At 58.3% G+C, this 18,101-nt stretch carries 14 protein-coding genes; 5 read left to right on the top strand and 9 right to left on the bottom strand.

Annotated features, from left to right (window positions below):
• Positions 1 to 68: 68 nt before the first annotated feature.
• Positions 69 to 1,139, bottom strand: coding sequence for a tRNA preQ1(34) S-adenosylmethionine ribosyltransferase-isomerase QueA (gene queA / locus AC6I8J_RS04385; protein WP_222925495.1), 1,071 nt, complete (start codon positions 1,137 to 1,139; stop codon positions 69 to 71).
• Positions 1,140 to 1,242: 103 nt separating this feature from the next.
• On the opposite strand from queA, the gene AC6I8J_RS04380 reads away from it, so the two are divergent.
• The 3 genes from AC6I8J_RS04380 to AC6I8J_RS04370 all read left to right on the top strand — a co-directional run bounded on the left by AC6I8J_RS04380 (position 1,243) and on the right by AC6I8J_RS04370 (position 4,101).
• Positions 1,243 to 1,824, top strand: a complete 582-nt coding sequence (locus AC6I8J_RS04380) for an ACP phosphodiesterase (protein WP_161735276.1) — start codon at positions 1,243 to 1,245, stop codon at positions 1,822 to 1,824.
• Between the two features lie 207 nt (positions 1,825 to 2,031).
• A complete protein-coding gene (locus AC6I8J_RS04375) occupies positions 2,032 to 2,844 on the top strand; it encodes an inositol monophosphatase family protein (protein WP_161735280.1) in 813 nt (270 codons plus the stop codon).
• Positions 2,845 to 4,101, top strand: a complete 1,257-nt coding sequence (locus AC6I8J_RS04370) for a histidine-type phosphatase (RefSeq protein WP_222924438.1) — start codon at positions 2,845 to 2,847, stop codon at positions 4,099 to 4,101.
• Between the two features lie 522 nt (positions 4,102 to 4,623).
• Here AC6I8J_RS04370 and proY read toward each other — a convergent pair.
• The 6 genes from proY to phoB form a co-directional block, all read right to left on the bottom strand.
• Positions 4,624 to 5,976 (bottom strand): proline-specific permease ProY, encoded by a 1,353-nt coding sequence (gene proY / locus AC6I8J_RS04365; protein ID WP_033731734.1) that lies wholly within the window; start codon positions 5,974 to 5,976, stop codon positions 4,624 to 4,626.
• Between the two features lie 70 nt (positions 5,977 to 6,046).
• Entirely contained in the window at positions 6,047 to 7,366 is a 1,320-nt protein-coding gene (gene brnQ, locus AC6I8J_RS04360) for a branched-chain amino acid transporter carrier protein BrnQ (RefSeq protein WP_222924439.1), read from the bottom strand.
• 391 nt (positions 7,367 to 7,757) lie between these two features.
• On the bottom strand, positions 7,758 to 8,864 hold the full coding sequence (locus AC6I8J_RS04355) for a cobalamin-independent methionine synthase II family protein (RefSeq protein ID WP_260057607.1): 1,107 nt from the start codon (positions 8,862 to 8,864) through the stop codon (positions 7,758 to 7,760).
• Positions 8,865 to 9,027: 163 nt separating this feature from the next.
• Entirely contained in the window at positions 9,028 to 9,948 is a 921-nt protein-coding gene (locus tag AC6I8J_RS04350) for a PstS family phosphate ABC transporter substrate-binding protein (RefSeq protein ID WP_222924440.1), read from the bottom strand.
• Positions 9,949 to 9,967: 19 nt separating this feature from the next.
• Positions 9,968 to 11,281: a phosphate regulon sensor histidine kinase PhoR gene (phoR, locus tag AC6I8J_RS04345; protein ID WP_222924441.1), complete on the bottom strand. Its 1,314-nt coding sequence runs from the start codon at positions 11,279 to 11,281 to the stop codon at positions 9,968 to 9,970.
• A gap of 14 nt (positions 11,282 to 11,295) precedes the next feature.
• A complete protein-coding gene (gene phoB / locus AC6I8J_RS04340) occupies positions 11,296 to 11,985 on the bottom strand; it encodes a phosphate response regulator transcription factor PhoB (protein ID WP_003852491.1) in 690 nt (229 codons plus the stop codon).
• Positions 11,986 to 12,182: 197 nt separating this feature from the next.
• Between phoB and sbcD the strand changes: the two genes are divergently transcribed.
• On the top strand, positions 12,183 to 13,382 hold the full coding sequence (gene sbcD, locus AC6I8J_RS04335) for an exonuclease subunit SbcD (RefSeq protein WP_161735292.1): 1,200 nt from the start codon (positions 12,183 to 12,185) through the stop codon (positions 13,380 to 13,382).
• Positions 13,379 to 17,053 (top strand): AAA family ATPase, encoded by a 3,675-nt coding sequence (locus tag AC6I8J_RS04330; protein ID WP_497825124.1) that lies wholly within the window; start codon positions 13,379 to 13,381, stop codon positions 17,051 to 17,053. The genes sbcD and AC6I8J_RS04330 overlap by 4 nt, the downstream gene beginning before the upstream one ends.
• A gap of 29 nt (positions 17,054 to 17,082) precedes the next feature.
• Here the strand turns inward: AC6I8J_RS04330 and AC6I8J_RS04325 are convergent, their stop codons facing one another.
• Together AC6I8J_RS04325 and AC6I8J_RS04320 are read right to left on the bottom strand one after the other, a co-directional pair.
• Positions 17,083 to 17,739 (bottom strand): DUF799 domain-containing protein, encoded by a 657-nt coding sequence (locus tag AC6I8J_RS04325; RefSeq protein WP_161735295.1) that lies wholly within the window; start codon positions 17,737 to 17,739, stop codon positions 17,083 to 17,085.
• Positions 17,736 to 18,095: a DUF4810 domain-containing protein gene (locus AC6I8J_RS04320; protein WP_161735297.1), complete on the bottom strand. Its 360-nt coding sequence runs from the start codon at positions 18,093 to 18,095 to the stop codon at positions 17,736 to 17,738. The genes AC6I8J_RS04325 and AC6I8J_RS04320 overlap by 4 nt, the downstream gene beginning before the upstream one ends.
• Positions 18,096 to 18,101 lie beyond the last annotated feature (6 nt).

The following is an 18,101-nucleotide window of genomic DNA, read 5'->3' as shown; positions in this document are numbered from 1 at the left end:
CGGAGAAACAGTCCGATGCAGATAACCTTCATTCGCACGACAGGCGATTCCGGCTATCGGTTAATAAATCAGTCGCCCACTTTTTCCAGCGGCGCCTGCGGATTTTTGCTGATAAACATCGCGTCGCCATAACTGAAGAAACGATATTGCTCAGCCACGGCTGCGCGGTACGCGGCCATGGTGTGCTGATAACCGGCAAACGCCGAGACCAGCATAATCAGAGTCGATTCGGGCAGGTGGAAGTTGGTGATCAGTGCATCGATCACCTGATACTCATAGCCCGGATAGATGAAAATCTGGGTATCGTCGAAGAACGGCGCAATCAGGGCATCCTGACTCGCTTTGGCGGCGCTCTCCAGCGAACGAACGGAGGTGGTGCCGACAGCAACCACCTTATTGCCGCGCGCTTTACAGGCCAGCACGGCGTCGACAACCTCCTGCGGCACTTCGGCATACTCCGCATGCATGTGATGCTCTTCGATGGTCTCGACACGCACCGGCTGGAAGGTGCCAGCACCGACATGCAGCGTCACAAAGGCCATATCAATGCCCTTCTCTTTCAGTGCCTGCAGCAGCGGTTCATCGAAGTGCAGACCGGCGGTCGGCGCCGCCACAGCACCCGGACGGGCGCTGTAAACCGTCTGGTAAAGTTCGCGATCCGCCTCTTCATCCGGACGGTCAATATACGGCGGCAAAGGCATGTGGCCGACGCTGTTGAGGATGTCGAGCACCGCGCGCTCATCATCAAACGCGATCTCAAACAGGGCATCGTGACGTGCCACCATGGTCGCTTTCACGCTCTCATCTTCGCCCAGCAGCAGTTCTGCCCCCGGTTTTGGCGCTTTTGAGGCGCGCACATGTGCCAGCACGCGCTTGTCGTCGAGCATCCGCTCCACCAGCATCTCGATTTTGCCGCCGCTGGCTTTACGGCCAAAGACGCGCGCCGGAATCACGCGGGTGTTGTTGAACACCAGCAGATCGCCTGGATTCAGCTTATCCAGCACGTCGGTGAAAACACCGTGCGACAGCGCACCGCTGGGACCGTCGAGCGACAGCAGACGACAGCCGCTGCGCTGCGCCTGGGGATAGTGAGCAATCAGGGATTCGGGCAGTTCAAAAGCAAAATCGGCGACACGCATTGACATGTTCTTTCTCAGGCAAAAACAGGCGGCACAGTTTAGCGGAAAACCGACCAATTCTGAACAACTGGCTGCGCAAAGGCAGTTCTGCCTATAATGCGGCATGAACTTTCTTGCTCATCTCCATCTGGCTAAGCTGGCCGACAGCTCCCTTCTCGGCAATTTAATGGCCGATTTTGTGCGTGGCAACCCGCACCAGCACTGGTCCGCGCCTGTCGCAGACGGCATTCTGATGCATCGTCGTCTGGATGTGATGACCGATGCACTGCCGGAAGTACGCAGCGCCCGTCAGCTGTTCCGTGCGGAAACCTATCGTGTGGCCCCGATTACGCTGGACGTCATCTGGGACCATTTTCTGGCCCGTCACTGGCAGCAATTTACGCCCGACCAGACGCTGGTGCAGTTTTCTGCCACCGCCGAGCGCGAAATCCTGCCGCAGCTGGCCGACACGCCCGTAGAGTTTCAGGCACTCAACGCGGTGATGTGGCGCGAGCGCTGGTTCGAGCATTATGCCCAGCCTGCCCGGCTGGAGCGGGTGCTGCACGGCATGGCCAGTCGCCGTCCCCGCCTGTCGGCACTGCGCGACTCCTACCACGATTTCATCCAACATTATGATCAGCTGGAAGCGCTGTTTTTTGTTTTTTATCCGCGTTTAATGGCGCTGGCGACCAGCAGAACCCTGTAAAACCCGATCCTCTGCTGCCGGGCTGACGGACACGCGCTTTTGCCAGATGAAAAAAGCCGGCCACCCGGCCCAGCACTATCTTGCCATTGCTGCTTATCTGCGGCTTAATGAAGCCTTTCTTAACAATACTGAAGTAAACATCACAGCCAGACCGCCTGTTCAGGCGCGCCTTCCGTTCGTTATGGCAAAAAATCATAAGAGGAAAAGATGTCATCCGCTTCGCATTCTGAAATAGACGCGCGTTACCGTTACGCCTGCGACATCGCCCGTGCAGCGGGCAGCCGGGCCTTATCATGGTATCAGCAGCGTCAGACTCTGGTCGTGGAACACAAAAGGGATTTGCAGGACGTGGTCAGCGAGGCTGATCGTAACGTTGAGGCATTAATTAAGACCTTAATCGCTGAACGTTTTCCTGAGGATAGCGTCTATGGCGAAGAGAGCGGCGGCGAGGTTGAGGGTGCGCCGTTTATCTGGGTTGTCGATCCGATCGATGGCACCGCCTGTTTCGTCAACGGTTTGCCTAACTGGTGCGTTTCGCTGGCGGTGGTCTGCGAGGGCCAGCCGGTGATCGGCGTCGTCTGCGATCCTAATCATCAGGAGCTGTTCCACGCACGGGCAGGCCAGGGGGCATGGCTGAATGAAAGTCGCCTGCAGGTTCATGACGCAGCGCATCTCAATGAGGGTTTACTTGGCATCAGCAACTCCAGCCGGACGCCGGGCGAAAGCGTCTCACGCCTTATCAGCGGCTTAATTGAACAGGGTGGTATGTTTATTCGCATCGGTTCGGGTGCGCTGACCAGCGCCTGGGCGGCAGCCGGTCGGCTGATTGGTTACTACGAAGCGCATATGCATCCGTGGGATAGTCTGCCGGGCATCGTTCTTATGCGCGAAGCAGGCGGTGTCACCAATGATTATCTGCGTAATGAAGGCCTGAAAAACGGTAACCCTGTGTTGCTGGCCAATGCGGCTCTGTATCCAAAAATTAAAGCGCTGACCGGCAACGGCGCACTGGAAGAGTAAATGACGCTGCCAACCCTGTGCCGCTGTGCGCTGATCCTCGGTTCTCTCTGGCTGTTAAGCCCGGCGACACAGGCGGCGGATTACCAGCTGGAGAAAGTGGTTGAACTGAGCCGTCACGGCGTACGTCCACCCACGCCAGGCAATCGAAAAGAGATTGAAGCCGCCAGCCAGCAACCCTGGACACAGTGGACCACTGCCGATGGCGAGCTGACGGGTCACGGCTACAGTGCCGTGGTGAATAAAGGACGCTGGGAAGGCGAGCACTATCGCCAGCTCGGCCTGCTGGGCACGGGCTGTCCGGATGCGGCTCAGGTCTACGTGCGCGCCAGCCCGCTGCAGCGCACCCGTGCCACGGCTGCGGCGCTGACGGACGGCGCCTTTCCCGGCTGCGGCGTAACCGTGCATCACGTCGCGGGCGATGTTGATCCCCTGTTTCAGAATGAAAAGCTGACGGTCACCCGGACCGACCCCGTGCAGGAACTGACTGCTAAACAGCAGAAAGCGGGCAATCTGGCACATCTGCAACAGCAACTGCAACCGGCGATTCAGCAGCTGAAAACCGCCGTCTGTCCCCCCGCAACGGCTTGTCCCCTGTTTGATGCGCCCTGGACGTTCCGGCAAACCCGCAACGGAAATAGTTACGTTTACGGGCTGAGCGTCATGGCGAGCATGGTGGAGACGCTGCGACTGGGCTACAGCGAAAATCTGCCGTTTGATCAGCTCGCCTGGGGGCATATCACCTCGGCCGCGCAAATCACCTCCCTGCTGCCGCTGCTGACCGCAAACTACGATCTCAGCAACGATGTACTCTACCTGGCACAGCGCCGTGGCTCGATACTGCTCAACACGATGCTGGAGGCGATCGCTGCCAATAGCTCGCCGAGCCGCTGGCTGATTCTTGTCGCGCATGACACCAATATTGCGATGGTGCGCACCCTGATGGACTTTAACTGGCAGTTACCCGGTTACTCGCGCGGTAACATTCCGCCGGGCAGCAGTCTGGTGCTGGAGCGCTGGCGCGACACCCGCAGCGGCGAGCGTTTTTTACGGATCTATTTTCAGGCGCAGAGTCTGGATGGCATCCGCCAGTTGCAACTCATTGATGATAAATATCCGTTATTACAACAGGAATGGCATCAGCCTGACTGCAGAGTTACCGATGTCGGCCTGCTCTGCCCTTATCAATCCACACTGACTCAGCTCCGGAAAAACCTGGATAACAGCGCTGTGCTGCCGGTTTCGGTTATATTGCCCTGAGTCTGTCGCTAATCAAATTAAGGCCGCAGCCGCAATGCGGCCTTAATAATGTTAACCGCTGTTAATTAACGCCACTCAGACCTTTTCTTATTTAATTCATCTGACTATCAGCGCCACACATTTTGATTTACGATAGTCCTGTCAATCATCCCTTTATTATCTATTTTCCTGTAATTCTTGCGTATTTCGGCGACTGGTTTCGCCGTTTTTTATTTCCGCCTCTCTGCTTTTTTAGCGCACCACTGCCCGTATAGCTGCACATTCCTGCGCATGAAGCCCCATCAACAATTTTTCCCGCCTGTAACCTTCAGCGATATTCACTGCCCGTTTGAATAATCTTTTCGGGATACATTCGCCGTAATAAACCGGCGCAGCGTCTTATTTCGCTGACAGAGCGTTAACGCGTAATAAAAGAATTCAGCGTTGTGGCGAAGATCACGCAAATAAGCAGCGATGTGAGAAAATAAAAGAGGAATATTGCGGGTTCTGCTCCCCCAAAAACAGGGAGAGCAGAACTGGAGATTAGCGTGGTTTACGCACCAGTTTATAGCCCAGCAGCAGCACCACAATCCACACCATGCCAACATAGAGTGAAATGCGGGTATCGGGGAAATAACCAATCAGACCGATAATAAAGCAGAGGAACGCAACGCCAACGCCAGCCGTCCAGCTGCCACCTGGCAGCGCAAACTGCAGCTTACTCGCCGCCTCTTTGCCAATTTTGCGACGGAAGGCGATCTGCGACAGCAGAATCATGATCCAGACCCACACCGTTGCAAAGGTCGCCAGCGAAGCGATCACCAGGAAAACTTTTTCCGGCATCAGGTAGTTGAGATAAACCGCAATCAGCATGGCGAACATCATCACCACCACCGTCACCCACGGAATGCCCCGCGACGAGACCTTCATAAAGACTTTCGGCGCATGACCCTGCTGCGCCATCCCGTGCAGCATGCGACCCACGCCAAACACATCGCTGTTAATCGCCGAGAGCGACGCGGTCAGCACGACGAAATTGAGGATAGAGGCGGCTGCCGCGATCCCCAGATGCTGGAAGGTCAGCACAAACGGGCTGCCCGAGGTTCCTACCTGATTCCACGGATAGATCGACATAATCACAAACAGCGTGCCCACATAGAACACCAGAATGCGCCACGGCACCGAGTTAATCGCGCGCGGAATCGACTTCTCCGGATCTTTCGCTTCACCCGCAGTGATACCGATGATTTCGATGCCGCCATAGGCGAACATCACCATCTGTAGCGACAGCAGCATGCCGACGACGCCGTGGGCGAAGAAGCCGCCGTTGGTCCAGAGGTTATGGATACCGGTCGGCTGACCGCCGTTGCCAATCCCCCAGATAATCATGCCGAAACCAGCCAGAATCATCACGATGATGGTGGCGACTTTGAAAAAGGAGAACCAGAACTCCACTTCGCCGAACACCTTAACGCTCATCAGATTGACGGCACCGATAATCAGTACCACGCTCAGCACCCAAATCCAGTGCGGCACCTCGGGGAACCAGACGCCCATATAGATGCCGAACGCGGTGACATCCGCAATCGCCACAATCAGGATTTCAAAACAGTAGGTCCAGCCGGTGATGTAGCCCGCCATCGGCCCAAGATAGTCCTGCGCGTAGCGGGAGAAAGAGCTGGCCTGAGGATTGTTAACGGACATCTCACCCAGCGCGCGCATGATGATGTAGGCTACTGCCCCGCCGATGATATAGGCGAGCAGCACGCTCGGTCCGGCCATTTTTATCGCGTCGGCGGAACCGTAAAACAGCCCGGTGCCAATCGCCGATCCCAGCGCCATAAAACGGATGTGGCGCGTGCTCAGTCCGCGTTTGAGCTTATTGGTTTCTTGCATAACAACCTGTACCTGTGAAATGAAAAAACCACGGGCAAGCCCGTGGTTAAAGAAGAATCAGTGCGCTCTGTTACGAGTGAACCGTCACCTGTTCCGGTCCTTTCACCCGATCCACAACAGCGGCAATCAGCAGCATTACCAGCGACGGTGGCAACCAGGCGAGACCCTGATCGGCCAGCGGCAGATGCTGACTGAATGCCGGCAGCAAATCTTTAAACCCGGTAGTTTTAATCGCATCAACAATGCCAAACAGCAGGCTTACCAGCATCGCTGGCGCGATAATCCGGCTGCTCTTATTCCACCAGTTGAGGGTGAAACTCAGCACCACCAGCACGATACAGGGCGGATAGATCGCCGTCAGTACCGGGATGGAGATCTGAATCAGGTGGCTCAGGCCGAGATTCGACACCACCATCGAGAACAGACCCAGAATAAACACCAGCGTTTTATACGACAACGGCAGGTATTGCGCAAAAAATTCCGCACAGGCACAGGTCAGGCCGACAGCGGTCACCATACAAGCGACGAAGATCAGCGCGGCCAGGAAGAAGCTGCCCATGTTGCCAAAGGTATGCTGAACATACGCGTGCAGAATCGCTGCACCATTGGCATTTTGATCCACCAGCGCCCCGCTGCCCGCGCCCAGTTTAAACAGGCAGAGGTAGACCAGCGTCAGGCCCAGACCGGCAATCAATCCTGCCAGCACGGTATAGCGGGTCAGCAGCGCGGCATTATCAACACCACGTGAACGGGCGGCATTAACAATCACGATGCCAAACACCAGCGCGCCCAGCGTATCCATGGTCAGATAGCCATTAACAAAACCGCTGGAGAACGCCGCCCGCTGATAATCAGCCGTCGCCGGAATGGTCCCGCCTGCAGGCCAGACCAGCGCAGCAACGCCCAGCACGGTCAGCGCGATAATTTTTAGTGGCGCAAGGAAGTGCCCTACCGTGTCGAGCAACTTGCCCGGATAGAGCGACACGCCAATCACCAGCGCGAAGTAGATCAGGCTATAGATGAACAGCGGCAGCGCGCCATCGCCGGTCAGCGGTGCAATGCCCATCTCAAACGAGACCGTTGCCGTGCGCGGGGTAGCAAACAGCGGCCCGACAGCCAGATAGCACACGGTGGCCAGCACGATACCAGCGACCTTGCCTATCGGGCTGCTGAGCGCATCCACGCCGCCGCCGACGCGGGCCAGCGCGATCACGGTCATCACGGGCAGACCGACTGCGGTAATCAGAAAACCAATCGCGGCTGTCCAGACGTGTTCGCCAGACTGAATGCCGACCATTGGCGGAAAAATGATGTTACCCGCGCCAACAAACAGGGCAAATGTCATAAAGCCCAGCGCGAGAATGTCCTTCGAAGTTAAACGATGTGTCATACGGCCTGTCACTGATGTTGCGGTGGAAGTTGGGTTAGTGTTGTCCCCTCGCTGCGTGCAAACCGCGACCTGGCTGACAATGTCAGCGCATTATGCTCATCGCAGGGTAAAGCGCAGGTGATTTAAGCTGCTTTTATTCTGTTCACAGAGGGATGGATCGACAACGGCGCTAAGTAAAACGTTTATAGCGGTAAAAGGCAATACGGGATCGGAAAACCAGAAGGTTATGCCACCATTTTTTCAAAAGGCAGTGGATAGCGTTAATTTTTGCCGTAGGCACACAAGATGATGTGCTTAAATAACAGACAGAGCGTGAGAAAACCCCGCATAAATGGGCCAGAAGATACACAAAAGGCGCGTTTTACGCGCCTGTCTGCACAACGTTACAGCATTACCAGACCTGATTAGCGATATCGACCACTAAACAAATCTTCTGCCATTGCTCCGCTTCGCTCAGGCTATTGCCCTCTTCGGTAGAAGCAAAGCCGCACTGCGGGCTGAGGCAGATCTGGTCCAGGCTGACATACTGCGTCGCCTCTTCCAGTCGGGCTTTCACCTGCGCCGGATCTTCCAGCTCACCTACTTTGGTGGTGATCAGGCCCAGAACGACCTGCTGATGGCCCGGCCTGACGTAACGCAGTGGCTCAAAGCCGCCAGAACGGGCATTGTCATACTCCAGGAAGAACGCATCCACGTTGACGCTGCCGAACAGGATTTCTGCCACGGGTCCATAGCCGCCTTCAGAAATCCAGGTTGAGCGGAAATTACCGCGACAGACATGCAGACCCACGGTCAGATCGGCAGGTTTATCCGCCAGCGCTTTATTCAACACCTGAGCATACGTCTGGGCCAGCTGGTCCGGATCGTCGCCACGTGCGCGGATATCACGCTTCTGATCTTCGGAACAGAGATACGCCCAGACGGTGTCATCCAGCTGCAGATAGCGACAGCCCGCGTCATAAAAGGCCTTGATCGCCTGTTTGTAAGTCTGCGCCAGATCGTCGAAGTAGTCCGCCAGATCGGGATAGACTTCCGAATCAATCACTTTGCGTCCACCGCGGAAGTGCAGCACGCTGGGGCTGGGAATGGTCATCTTCGGCACCGCATCACCGGCAATACTCTGCAGGAAGCGAAAATGGCCGAGCATCGGGTGATCCGCCGGGAAACCGAGTTTGCTCACCACTTTCACGCCATGCGCTTTAGTCTGAACGCCATTAAACTGGATGCCCTGCTCCGCTTCATAGCTCTCGACGCCGTCAAGGCCATAGAAGAAGTCGAAATGCCACCAGCCACGACGGAACTCGCCGTCTGTCACCACTTTCAGGCCATTTTCGCGCTGTTTCGCGACTACATCGCGGATTGCCGCATCTTCAACCTGACGCAGGGCTGCGGCATCAATCTCGCCCGCTGAAAACTGTTCGCGCGCCTGCTTAATCGCAGCAGGACGCAGGAAGCTGCCAACGGTGTCGGCGCGGAACGGGGCGGTTTCTCTTTGCATGATCACTCCTGTCTCTCCTGCAAATGATTGCGGCAGGAAATAATTACATTCTGATATGAATAGCCATCTGGATGGCTATATGTCTGAATGCAGAGTGACATGAGTAACCTCTGTCTGCAACTGAAGAAAATTCAGCGATGATGAAAAAAATTCAGGTTGGAAATTATTGCAGCGCTGCGCGTGCCTGTGCCATCTGGCTGTCAGAGAGCGGCAGGTAGCCTGCTTCGCTGACCCGCCGCTGGCCTTGAGGAGAAAGTACCTGCTGCAAAAAGGCGGCGACCAGCGGTGGCAACGGTTTGCCGGGCGCTTTGTTGACGTAGAGATAGAGCGGACGCGCCCAGGGATAGCGGCCACTGCGGATAGCATCGGCATCCGGAACAATCGCCTGCCCCTGATCGTTCATCACCGCCAGCATTTTTACACCGCTGAGATGAAAGCCGAAACTGGCGTAACCGATGCTGCGCGAATTACCGGCCACCGCCTGCACCACGGCGGCCGAGCCGGGAAACTCTGCCACGTCGCTGCGGAAATCGCCTTTGCACAGCACCTGCTGCTTGAAGAAACCCCACGTGCCGGAGGCGGAGTTGCGGCCATAACGCTGAATCGGCCGTTTACGCCACTGGTCGCCGGTTAAACCGAGATCGCCCCAGCGCAGCGGCACACCGTGCGCGCCACACAGGCGGGTAATGGAGAAAATAGCATCGAGCTGACGCGGTTCAATCTGCTGCAGCGGATTGCGCTGATTCACCACCACCACCAGCGCATCCATCGCCACCGGCACTGCCAGCGGCGGATAGCCGTAGCGCGCCTCAAAGGCCTGGCGTTCGTCGGCCTGCATCGGTCGGCTCATCGGCCCGAGCTGAGCGGCACCCGCTGCCAGCGCGGTCGGCGCGGTAGACGAACCAGAGGCCTGAACCTGCACATTAACGCCCGGTGCCTGGCGGCTGAAATCTTCGCCCCACAGGGTCATCAGATAGCCAAGCGTGTCGGATCCGACGCTGCTGAGATTGCCGGAGAGCGCGCCGGGCTGGGCCAGCGCCATGCCCGGCAGCAGAGAGACGATTAACAAAAGAAGGAGGCGCATCAGAGAGATCCGGCAGCGATTAATGAACGGCATTCTCCTGCATCACGCTGCTGACAATCAACCTCGCGGGCAGCGTAAAAGTAAAACAGGTCTCTTTATGCGGCACGCTGGTGATATCGAGCCGCGCGTTGTGGTGGCTCAGCGCATGTTTCACAATCGCCAGCCCCAGCCCGCTGCCGCCGGTGGCGCGTGAACGCGCTTTATCAACCCGGTAGAAGCGCTCGGTCAGACGCGGAATATGTTCTGAGGCGATACCCGGCCCGTTGTCGCATACCCGGAAGGTTGCGCCCTGCTTGCCACGCAGCCAGCTGATATCGATCCGCGTGCCCTCCGGGGTGTGATTGACCGCGTTGTAAACCAGGTTGGAGATCGCGCTGCGCAGCTGTTCGTCGTTGCCGAACACTTTCAGATGGGGATCGGTATGAAAATGGATATCGTGCCGACCGCCACTCAGTGTCGCCGCCTCATGCTGCAGCAGTTTCAGCATCACCGGCACATCGACCTTCTCTTTGAGATCGATCGCGGGGGCGGCTTCAATACGCGACAGCGTCAGCAGCTGTTTCACCAGGCTGTCCATGCGGCGCGTCTGCTCCGACATGGTGTGCAGCGCTTTGCTGCGCGAAGGCTCGCTCATCACCGAGTCGTTCATCATCTCCAGATAGCCCTGCAGCACGGTGAGCGGCGTCCGTAACTCATGGCTGACGTTGGCAAAGAAGTTACGGCGCGCCCCTTCCAGCTGATGCATCTGCGTCACATCACGGGCTACCAGCAGCCATTGCCCCTCGCTGTAGGGCATGACGCGGAATTCCATATGAAGTTTGTTGTTCAGCACCAGCGTCAGCGGCTTGTCAAAATCGCGCTGGCGAAGATAGCGGGAGAACTCCGGGTAACGCAGCAGATTGAGGATATTCTGGCCATTATCTTCCGGCCAGCGCAGCCCCAGATGCTGTTGCGCCAGGCCGTTACACCAGAAAATAGTGCCCTCTTCCGTGGTCAGGATCACCGCATCCGGCAGCGATTCGGCCCCGCTGCGGAAGCGTTTAATGAGATTGCCCAGTTCACGCCGCCGCCGCCGGTTGCGCAGTTGCATCTGGTAAAGCCCATAAAACAGCGGTTCCCAGCTGGCACGCCCGGTCGGTGGCGTCATGGTGCGGTCGAGCCACAGCCAGTGCGACAGCCGCATCAGATTGTGGAAATGCCACAACAGCACCACCAGCACGCTCACCAGCAGCCACCAGGGCAGGCTGCCAAACAGCAGGCCCAGCAGCGCAGCAGGCAGACTGGCCAGCAGCAGTTCTGTCAGTAATCTCTTCCAGGAGAGGCGTTCCAGCACGGTAAAGGCTCCGTTCAGTAGCGGGCAGAGAAACGATACCCTGTTCCACGGACGGTTTGTACCATGCGATCGTGGCCGGAGACTTCCAGCGCTTTACGTAAACGGCGAATGTGAACATCGACAGTGCGATCCTCCACATACACATTGGTGCCCCAGACGTGGTTCAGCAGCTGTTCGCGGCTGTAGACGCGTTCCGGGTGAGTCATAAAGAAGTGCAGCAGCTTATATTCGGTGGGGCCCATCTCCAGCGGCGTGGTTTCGGACATCACGCGATGTGAGGAGGGATCCAGACTCAGCCCCTGCATCTCAATCACCTCTTCCACCGCCATCGGCGAAATGCGGCGCATCACCGCTTTGATCCGCGCCATCAGCTCTTTGGGTGAAAACGGCTTGGTAATGTAATCATCGGCGCCCACTTCCAGGCCACGTACCCGATCTTCCTCTTCGCCACGCGCGGTCAGCATCATCACCGGGATATCGCGGGTCATCGCCTCGCGCTTCAGATGCTTAATAAACTGAATACCGCTGCCACCGGGTAACATCCAGTCCAGCAAAATCAGATCGGGCCAGGGTTCAATCAGCTTGCCAACGGCGCTGTCATAATCTTCCGCCTCGATTGGCTGATAGTCGTTCTGCTCCAGAACAAAACACAACATTTCACGGATGGGGGCTTCATCCTCCACAACCAAAATGCGCTTAGCCATTATTACTCCTGCTGATTATGACGGCTGTCACTGAGATTCGCGGCGCCATTATGCGTCAGATTTGTGACACTTTTATGAAAAACATAACCTGCCTGTAACCTCACTGGTAATCATTTATGACAGCGCAGCGACATTTTTTTGCTTTGGCCGCAGAGCCAGTATAATCGCCCGGCGAATCACAACGGCAGGGACTCATCATGCGCATTATTCATACTGCGGACTGGCATCTGGGGCAGTTCTTTTACAACAAAAGTCGGGCAGCCGAACATCAGGCGTTTCTCGACTGGCTGTTGATCCAGATTGAACAGCATCAGGTGGATGCGCTGATTATTGCAGGCGACCTGTTTGATACCGGCACGCCGCCCAGCTACGCCCGCGAGATGTTTAACCGTTTTGTGGTGGCGCTGCAGCCCACCGGCTGTCAGCTGATTGTGCTGGCGGGTAACCACGATTCCGTGGCAACGCTGAACGAGTCACGCGAGCTGCTGGCCTGTCTCAATACCCGGGTGATCGCTACACCGCAGGAGCAGGATGATGTGCTACTGCTCAACACCCGCCAGGGCGAGCCGGGTGCGCTGCTGTGCGCCATTCCCTATCTGCGCCCGCGCGATATCCTGCGCAGCCGGGCGGGTCAGTCGGGCCGCGACAAACAGACCTCGCTGCTGGAGGCGATTGCCCACCACTATCAGCAGCGTTTCGCCGCTGCCCAGGCGCTGGGCTATGCGCTGCCAATCATTGCTACCGGTCACCTCACCACTGTCGGCGTCAGCCAGAGCGATTCGGTGCGCGACATCTACATCGGCACGCTGGACGCGTTTCCGGCCAGCGCGTTTCCGGCTGTTGACTATATTGCGCTCGGCCATATTCATCGCGCCCAGCGCGTGGCCGGCAGCGAGCATATCCGCTATAGCGGCTCTCCGATTCCGCTGAGCTTTGATGAGCTGGGGAGTGAAAAGAGCGTCTTCCTGCTGGAACTGGCGGTCAGTGGCCTGCAGTCAGTTACGCCGCTGGTGGTGCCACAGACGCAGCCGATGCAGGTGCTGAAAGGTTCGCTGGCGCAGATTGCGGAGCAGCTAAACGCCTTTAGTACGACAGAGCAGGAAAAACCGACCTGGCTCGACATCGAGGTTACCACCCAGGAGTACCTCAGCGATCTGCAGCGCCAGGTCGAAACACTGACCGCTACGCTGCCGGTCGAGGTATTGCTGTTACGCCGCAGTCGTGAACAGCGTCAGCAGAGCCTGGCGCGGCTCGACAACGAAACGCTGAGTGAGCTGAAGGTGGAAGAGGTCTTCGCGCGCCGCCTGGCGCTGGATGAGGCGCTGCAACCGGCGCAAATTGACGAGATGACCACGCTGTTTCGCCAGACGCTGGCGGCTATGGAAGAGACCCGATGAAGATTCTTACGCTACGGTTTAAAAACCTCAACGCCCTGCGCGGTGAATGGTTCATCGACTTCCGCGCCGAACCCTTTGCCAGCAACGGCCTGTTTGCCATAACCGGGGCCACCGGGGCCGGTAAAACCACCCTGCTGGACGCGATCTGCCTGGCGCTCTATCACCAGACGCCGCGCCTGGGGGCGATTTCCCAGAGCCAGAATGCCCTGATGACCCGCGACTGCGCAGAATGTCTGGCTGAGGTCGAGTTTGAGATCAAAGGTGAAGCCTGGCGCGCCTTCTGGAGCCAGAACCGCGCACGCGGCACCGCCGACGGCAAACTGCAGGCACCGCGCGTTGAGCTGGCGCGCTGTGACGACAACCTCATTGTTGCCGATAAAGTCGGTGACAAGCTGAAGCTGATCGAAACCCTCTCAGGTCTTGATTTCGAACGCTTTACCCGCTCGATGATGCTGTCACAGGGCCAGTTTGCCGCCTTCCTCAATGCTAAAGCCAGTGAACGCGCCGAACTGCTGGAGGAGCTAACCGGCACCGAAATTTACGGCCTGATTTCCGCTGCCATCTACGAGCGCCACAAAGAGGCGAAAACTCAGCTGGATCTGCTGCGCAGCCAGGCGGGGGCGATGGCCCTGCTGGATAGCGACGCCCGTGACGCCCTGCAACAGCAGCTCACCGCTCTGACTGACGCGGAACAGCAGCTCAGTGCACACTATCAACTGGCGCAGCAACAGCAGCAATGGCAGCAGCAGGCACAGCAGTTACTGCAGGACAGTGCGCAGGCTGAAGCCGCGCTGCAGCAGGCTCAGGCCGTCGCACAGGCGGCAGAGACGGATCGCCAGCGGCTGGCTCGCAGCGAACCGGCTGAAAAGCTGCGGATAAAACTGCAGCAGCGCGACGCGTTGCGCAGCGAACAGCAGCAGGCTGAGAGCCGCTATCAGCAGCTCACGTCAGCGACGGCGCTGGCGCAGAACCAGCAGCAGCAGCATCAGCAGCACTACGCAGCCGCTCAGACGGCCCGCCAGCAGGCGCAGCAGGAACAGCAGCAGCAGGAAAACCTGCTGACGGAACAGGTGCTGCCGCTGGATCAGCGGATGAGTACGCTGCAGCAGCACCTTGCGGAGCAGCAGCAGGAGAACAGTCGTCTGCAGCAGCATGCCGATCAGACCCAGGCCAGCCTGACGCAGCAGATGCAGCAGGTCGCGGGCTGGCAGCAGGCGATTACAGAACAGCATCAGTTACGCGAGCAGCTTGCCGATCTGGCGCACTGGGGCGCTTCGCTGCCGGTATGGCAGGAGAATTTTGCTTTGCTGGCACAGCGTGAGGCGACGCTAGCGGAACTGACACAACAGCGCGAGCAGCAGCAGCAACAGATTGATGCGCAACAGGCGAAACAGCAGCAGCAGGCACAACAGGCACTGCCGCGCCAGCAGGCGGAGCAACAGGCCCGCCAGGCGCTGTTGCAGGCGGAGCAGGTACTCACTTCGCTTCATGAACAGCATCCACCGGCTGCACTGCGCCAGGCATTAAGCCAGTTGCAGAACAGTCGTCCGGCGCGTCAGCAACTGCTGCTGCTCTCAACGCAGTGGCAGCCGCTGCACCAGCAGCTGGACCAGCACCAGCAAAAGCTGAGCGCGCTGGTAAAAGCGCATCAGCAGAGTGAAGCGGAACTTCAGACCCTGCGCGAGACGTGGAAACGCGAAAAGCAGCAGCTGGATGACGTCGAAAAAATCTGCGCGCTGGAGCAGCAGATTGTCGACCTCAGCGATTACCGCGCCCGGCTCACCGCCGATCAGCCCTGTCCGCTGTGCGGCTCCTGCACCCATCCTGCGGTCGAGGCCTACAGTACACTGGAAGTAAGTGCTAACCAGCAGCGCAGGGCTGCGCTGCAACAACAAACCGAGGCACTGCGCGAAGCGGGCACGGCAAAAAACGAACAGCTGAAGCAATCAACGGTGCAGCAGCAGACTCTGCGCGAGGAAATCGCCGGGATGCAGCAACAGCTTGATCAGCTTGAGCAGCAATGGCAGGCGCTGAGCGGTGAGCTGGCACTTACCTTCCCGCTTGCCGATCGCGAGTCCTTAGCCACGTGGCAGCAGCAACAAAGCGACCGTGAAAGTCAGCTTGAGCAGCAGCGACAGGCTCAGGAGGCCGCTGAACAGGCGCGTCAGGCTGCGAAAGATCACCATCTTCAGCAATTGCAGGCCTGGCAGCAGCACCAGCAGGCCGGACAGCTGGCGCAGCAGTCGCTGACCAGCCTGCAACAGGCGCTGGATGCGCTGCAACAGCGTCAGCAGCAGGAACAGCAGGCCTGGGCGCAGTTGCAGAGCCGTCTGGAGCAGCAGTTCACTGCACATAGTCTTGCCCTGCCCGATGCCGCCCATCGCGATGCGTGGCTGGCGGAGCAACAGCGGCGCTGGCAGCGCTGGCAGGAAAGTGAGCAGTTGCTCGCTAACCTGCAGCCGCAGCTGTTAAAAGGGGAAACTCAGCTCACTGCCCTGCAGCAGCAGGCTGAACAGGAACAGCAGCAGCTCACGACCCGTCAGCAGCAGCAGCAGCAGAGCCAGACGCAGCTCAGCGAGATGCGCCGTGCCCGTCTGGCGCTGTTCGGCGATCGCGAGGTTACCCTCGCCCGTCAGCAGATGCAGACCCGCGTTCAGCACGCTGATGAACAGCTGGCACAGCAGCTCACCGCCCTGCAACAGGCGCACGCCGAGGTCAGTCGCCTGCAGGGTGAGCTGTCGGGGCTGGAAAATCAGCGTCAGACCCTCAGCGGCAAACTGGCAGAGGCGGAAAGCGCACTGCAGCAGGCACTGGAGAGCGCCGGATTTGCCGATGAAGCCAGCCTGCGCGAGGCGCTGCTGGATGAGCAGACTGCACTGCAACTGCGCCAGCAGCTGCAGCAGCTCGATCAGCAATGCCAGCAGCAGCAGGCGCGACTGGCGGATCTGCATCAGCGGCTCAGCGCGCATCAGCAGGCGAAGCCCGACGCGATGCCGGAATCTGCGGAAGCGCTGGCGCAGCAGCTGGAGCAGTTGCGGCTGGCCCTGCGCGACAACGCCAGCCAGCAGGGTCAGATTCAGCAGCAGCTGTACAGCGACGCCAGTCTCCGCGCCCGACAGCAGAGCCTGATGACGCAGATTGAACAGGATGGTGTGATACTGGCGCAGTGGAGCCTGCTCAACGATCTGATCGGCTCCGCCAGCGGCGACAAGTTCAGGCGCTTCGCGCAAGGGTTAACGCTGGATCATCTGGTCGCGCTCGCTAATCGCCAGCTTGATCGGCTACATGGCCGTTATCTGCTGCAGCGCCGGGCGCAGGATCTGCTGGAGCTGGATGTCGTCGATACCTGGCAGGCCGATGCGGCGCGCGATACCCGCACGTTATCAGGTGGCGAGAGCTTCCTGGTCAGTCTGGCGCTGGCACTGGCGTTATCAGATCTGGTCAGCCACAAAACGCGCATCGAATCGCTGTTTCTGGATGAGGGGTTCGGCACGCTGGATGCGCAGACGCTCGACACCGCGCTGGATGCCCTGGACGCGCTGAACGCCAGCGGCAAAACCATTGGGGTGATCAGCCACGTGGAAGCGATGAAAGAGCGCATCCCGGTGCAGATTAAAGTGCGCAAAATGAATGGCCTGGGTTACAGCCAGCTGGAGCTGCCGCAGGGATAACGGGCGCCAGAGCGCCCGTCTGAGTCTGATCAGCGGGCGCTGACGACCTTGTAGCGAGGGCCGGTGAGTAATCCGCCCTGCTCGTTCTGTGCCAGCAGACGATTGCTGGTCAGTCCGGCCACGGTATGGGCTTTGTCACTGACGTTGTCGGAGATCTGCTTGATCGCCGCGCTGACCAGAATACCGATCACGCCGTTATTGTTATTGTTGCCCTGATCATTGTCGGTAGCGGTGGCGGAACCCTGCCAGATCTCTTTGCCGCTGCGTAAATCCACCAGCCGTGCTTTGGCGGTCACCGTGGTCACGCTGTCAATGACACGATAGCTGCTGCCATAGTCGCTGATCGAGATATAGAGCGCGCTGTCGGCGTGGAAAATCTCATTCAGACGCTTCGCGCTGACCGCCTGGGCGTCGCTGGCGCTGGACAGGCCGTTCTGCTGAAAGGTCTCTTCAACCACCGCTACCGGGAAGACGTAGTAACCGGCCTCGGCCAGCGGACGCGTCACCAGCGAGTTCAGGCTGTGCGCAGCGTTGATATCCGGCGAGGTGTTAGCGGCAGGCAGCACCAGAATCGAGGCAGGCTTGCTGGCATGAAACGCCGTGTAGTCATACGGTTTTTTCGGCTGCGCACAGCCAGTCAGTAACAGCACGATCAGCGCGCCGCTCAGAGCAATCCATTTTTTCACTGTACCCCTCCTTGTTTTTTACTCATCAGAAAATCCATGTAAGGTGCCGATTCGGGAAACAGCTGCTTCTCGGTGGCGAACTGACCAAACGCTTTATTGGTATCACCGGTTTTAGCGTAGAGCAGGCCGAGCTGCGCATGCAGGCCTGGCGGCACTGGCTGACCCGCAGCACGGGCTTTTTCCACATCCAGATTCAGCGCATCGATCTGCTTCAGCGGATCGCCGCTTTGCTGATAGTAGCTATAAATCTGTTCCTGATAGTCGCCCCAGTAGTAGATCGTTTTCGGCGCTTTTGGCGCACAGCCGGCCAACAGCGCTGCTGCCATCAGCAGGCTGCTCAGTGTCATCATTTTCATTTACTG

Source organism: Pantoea sp. X-Soil-ISGK-355 (genome assembly GCF_059730805.1).
This window is presented reverse-complemented; position numbering and strand designations above follow the sequence as displayed.

What these genes read in the sequence shown, in the direction of transcription:
- queA (WP_222925495.1), bottom strand. Translation starts at nt 1,139, where the DNA reads ATGCGTGTCGCCGATTTTGCTTTTGAACTGCCCGAATCCCTGATTGCT.
- AC6I8J_RS04380 (WP_161735276.1), top strand. Translation starts at nt 1,243, where the DNA reads ATGAACTTTCTTGCTCATCTCCATCTGGCTAAGCTGGCCGACAGCTCC.
- AC6I8J_RS04375 (WP_161735280.1), top strand. Translation starts at nt 2,032, where the DNA reads ATGTCATCCGCTTCGCATTCTGAAATAGACGCGCGTTACCGTTACGCC.
- AC6I8J_RS04370 (WP_222924438.1), top strand. Translation starts at nt 2,845, where the DNA reads ATGACGCTGCCAACCCTGTGCCGCTGTGCGCTGATCCTCGGTTCTCTC.
- proY (WP_033731734.1), bottom strand. Translation starts at nt 5,976, where the DNA reads ATGCAAGAAACCAATAAGCTCAAACGCGGACTGAGCACGCGCCACATC.
- brnQ (WP_222924439.1), bottom strand. Translation starts at nt 7,366, where the DNA reads ATGACACATCGTTTAACTTCGAAGGACATTCTCGCGCTGGGCTTTATG.
- AC6I8J_RS04355 (WP_260057607.1), bottom strand. Translation starts at nt 8,864, where the DNA reads ATGCAAAGAGAAACCGCCCCGTTCCGCGCCGACACCGTTGGCAGCTTC.
- AC6I8J_RS04350 (WP_222924440.1), bottom strand. Translation starts at nt 9,948, where the DNA reads ATGCGCCTCCTTCTTTTGTTAATCGTCTCTCTGCTGCCGGGCATGGCG.
- phoB (WP_003852491.1), bottom strand. Translation starts at nt 11,985, where the DNA reads ATGGCTAAGCGCATTTTGGTTGTGGAGGATGAAGCCCCCATCCGTGAA.
- sbcD (WP_161735292.1), top strand. Translation starts at nt 12,183, where the DNA reads ATGCGCATTATTCATACTGCGGACTGGCATCTGGGGCAGTTCTTTTAC.
- AC6I8J_RS04330 (WP_497825124.1), top strand. Translation starts at nt 13,379, where the DNA reads ATGAAGATTCTTACGCTACGGTTTAAAAACCTCAACGCCCTGCGCGGT.
- AC6I8J_RS04320 (WP_161735297.1), bottom strand. Translation starts at nt 18,095, where the DNA reads ATGAAAATGATGACACTGAGCAGCCTGCTGATGGCAGCAGCGCTGTTG.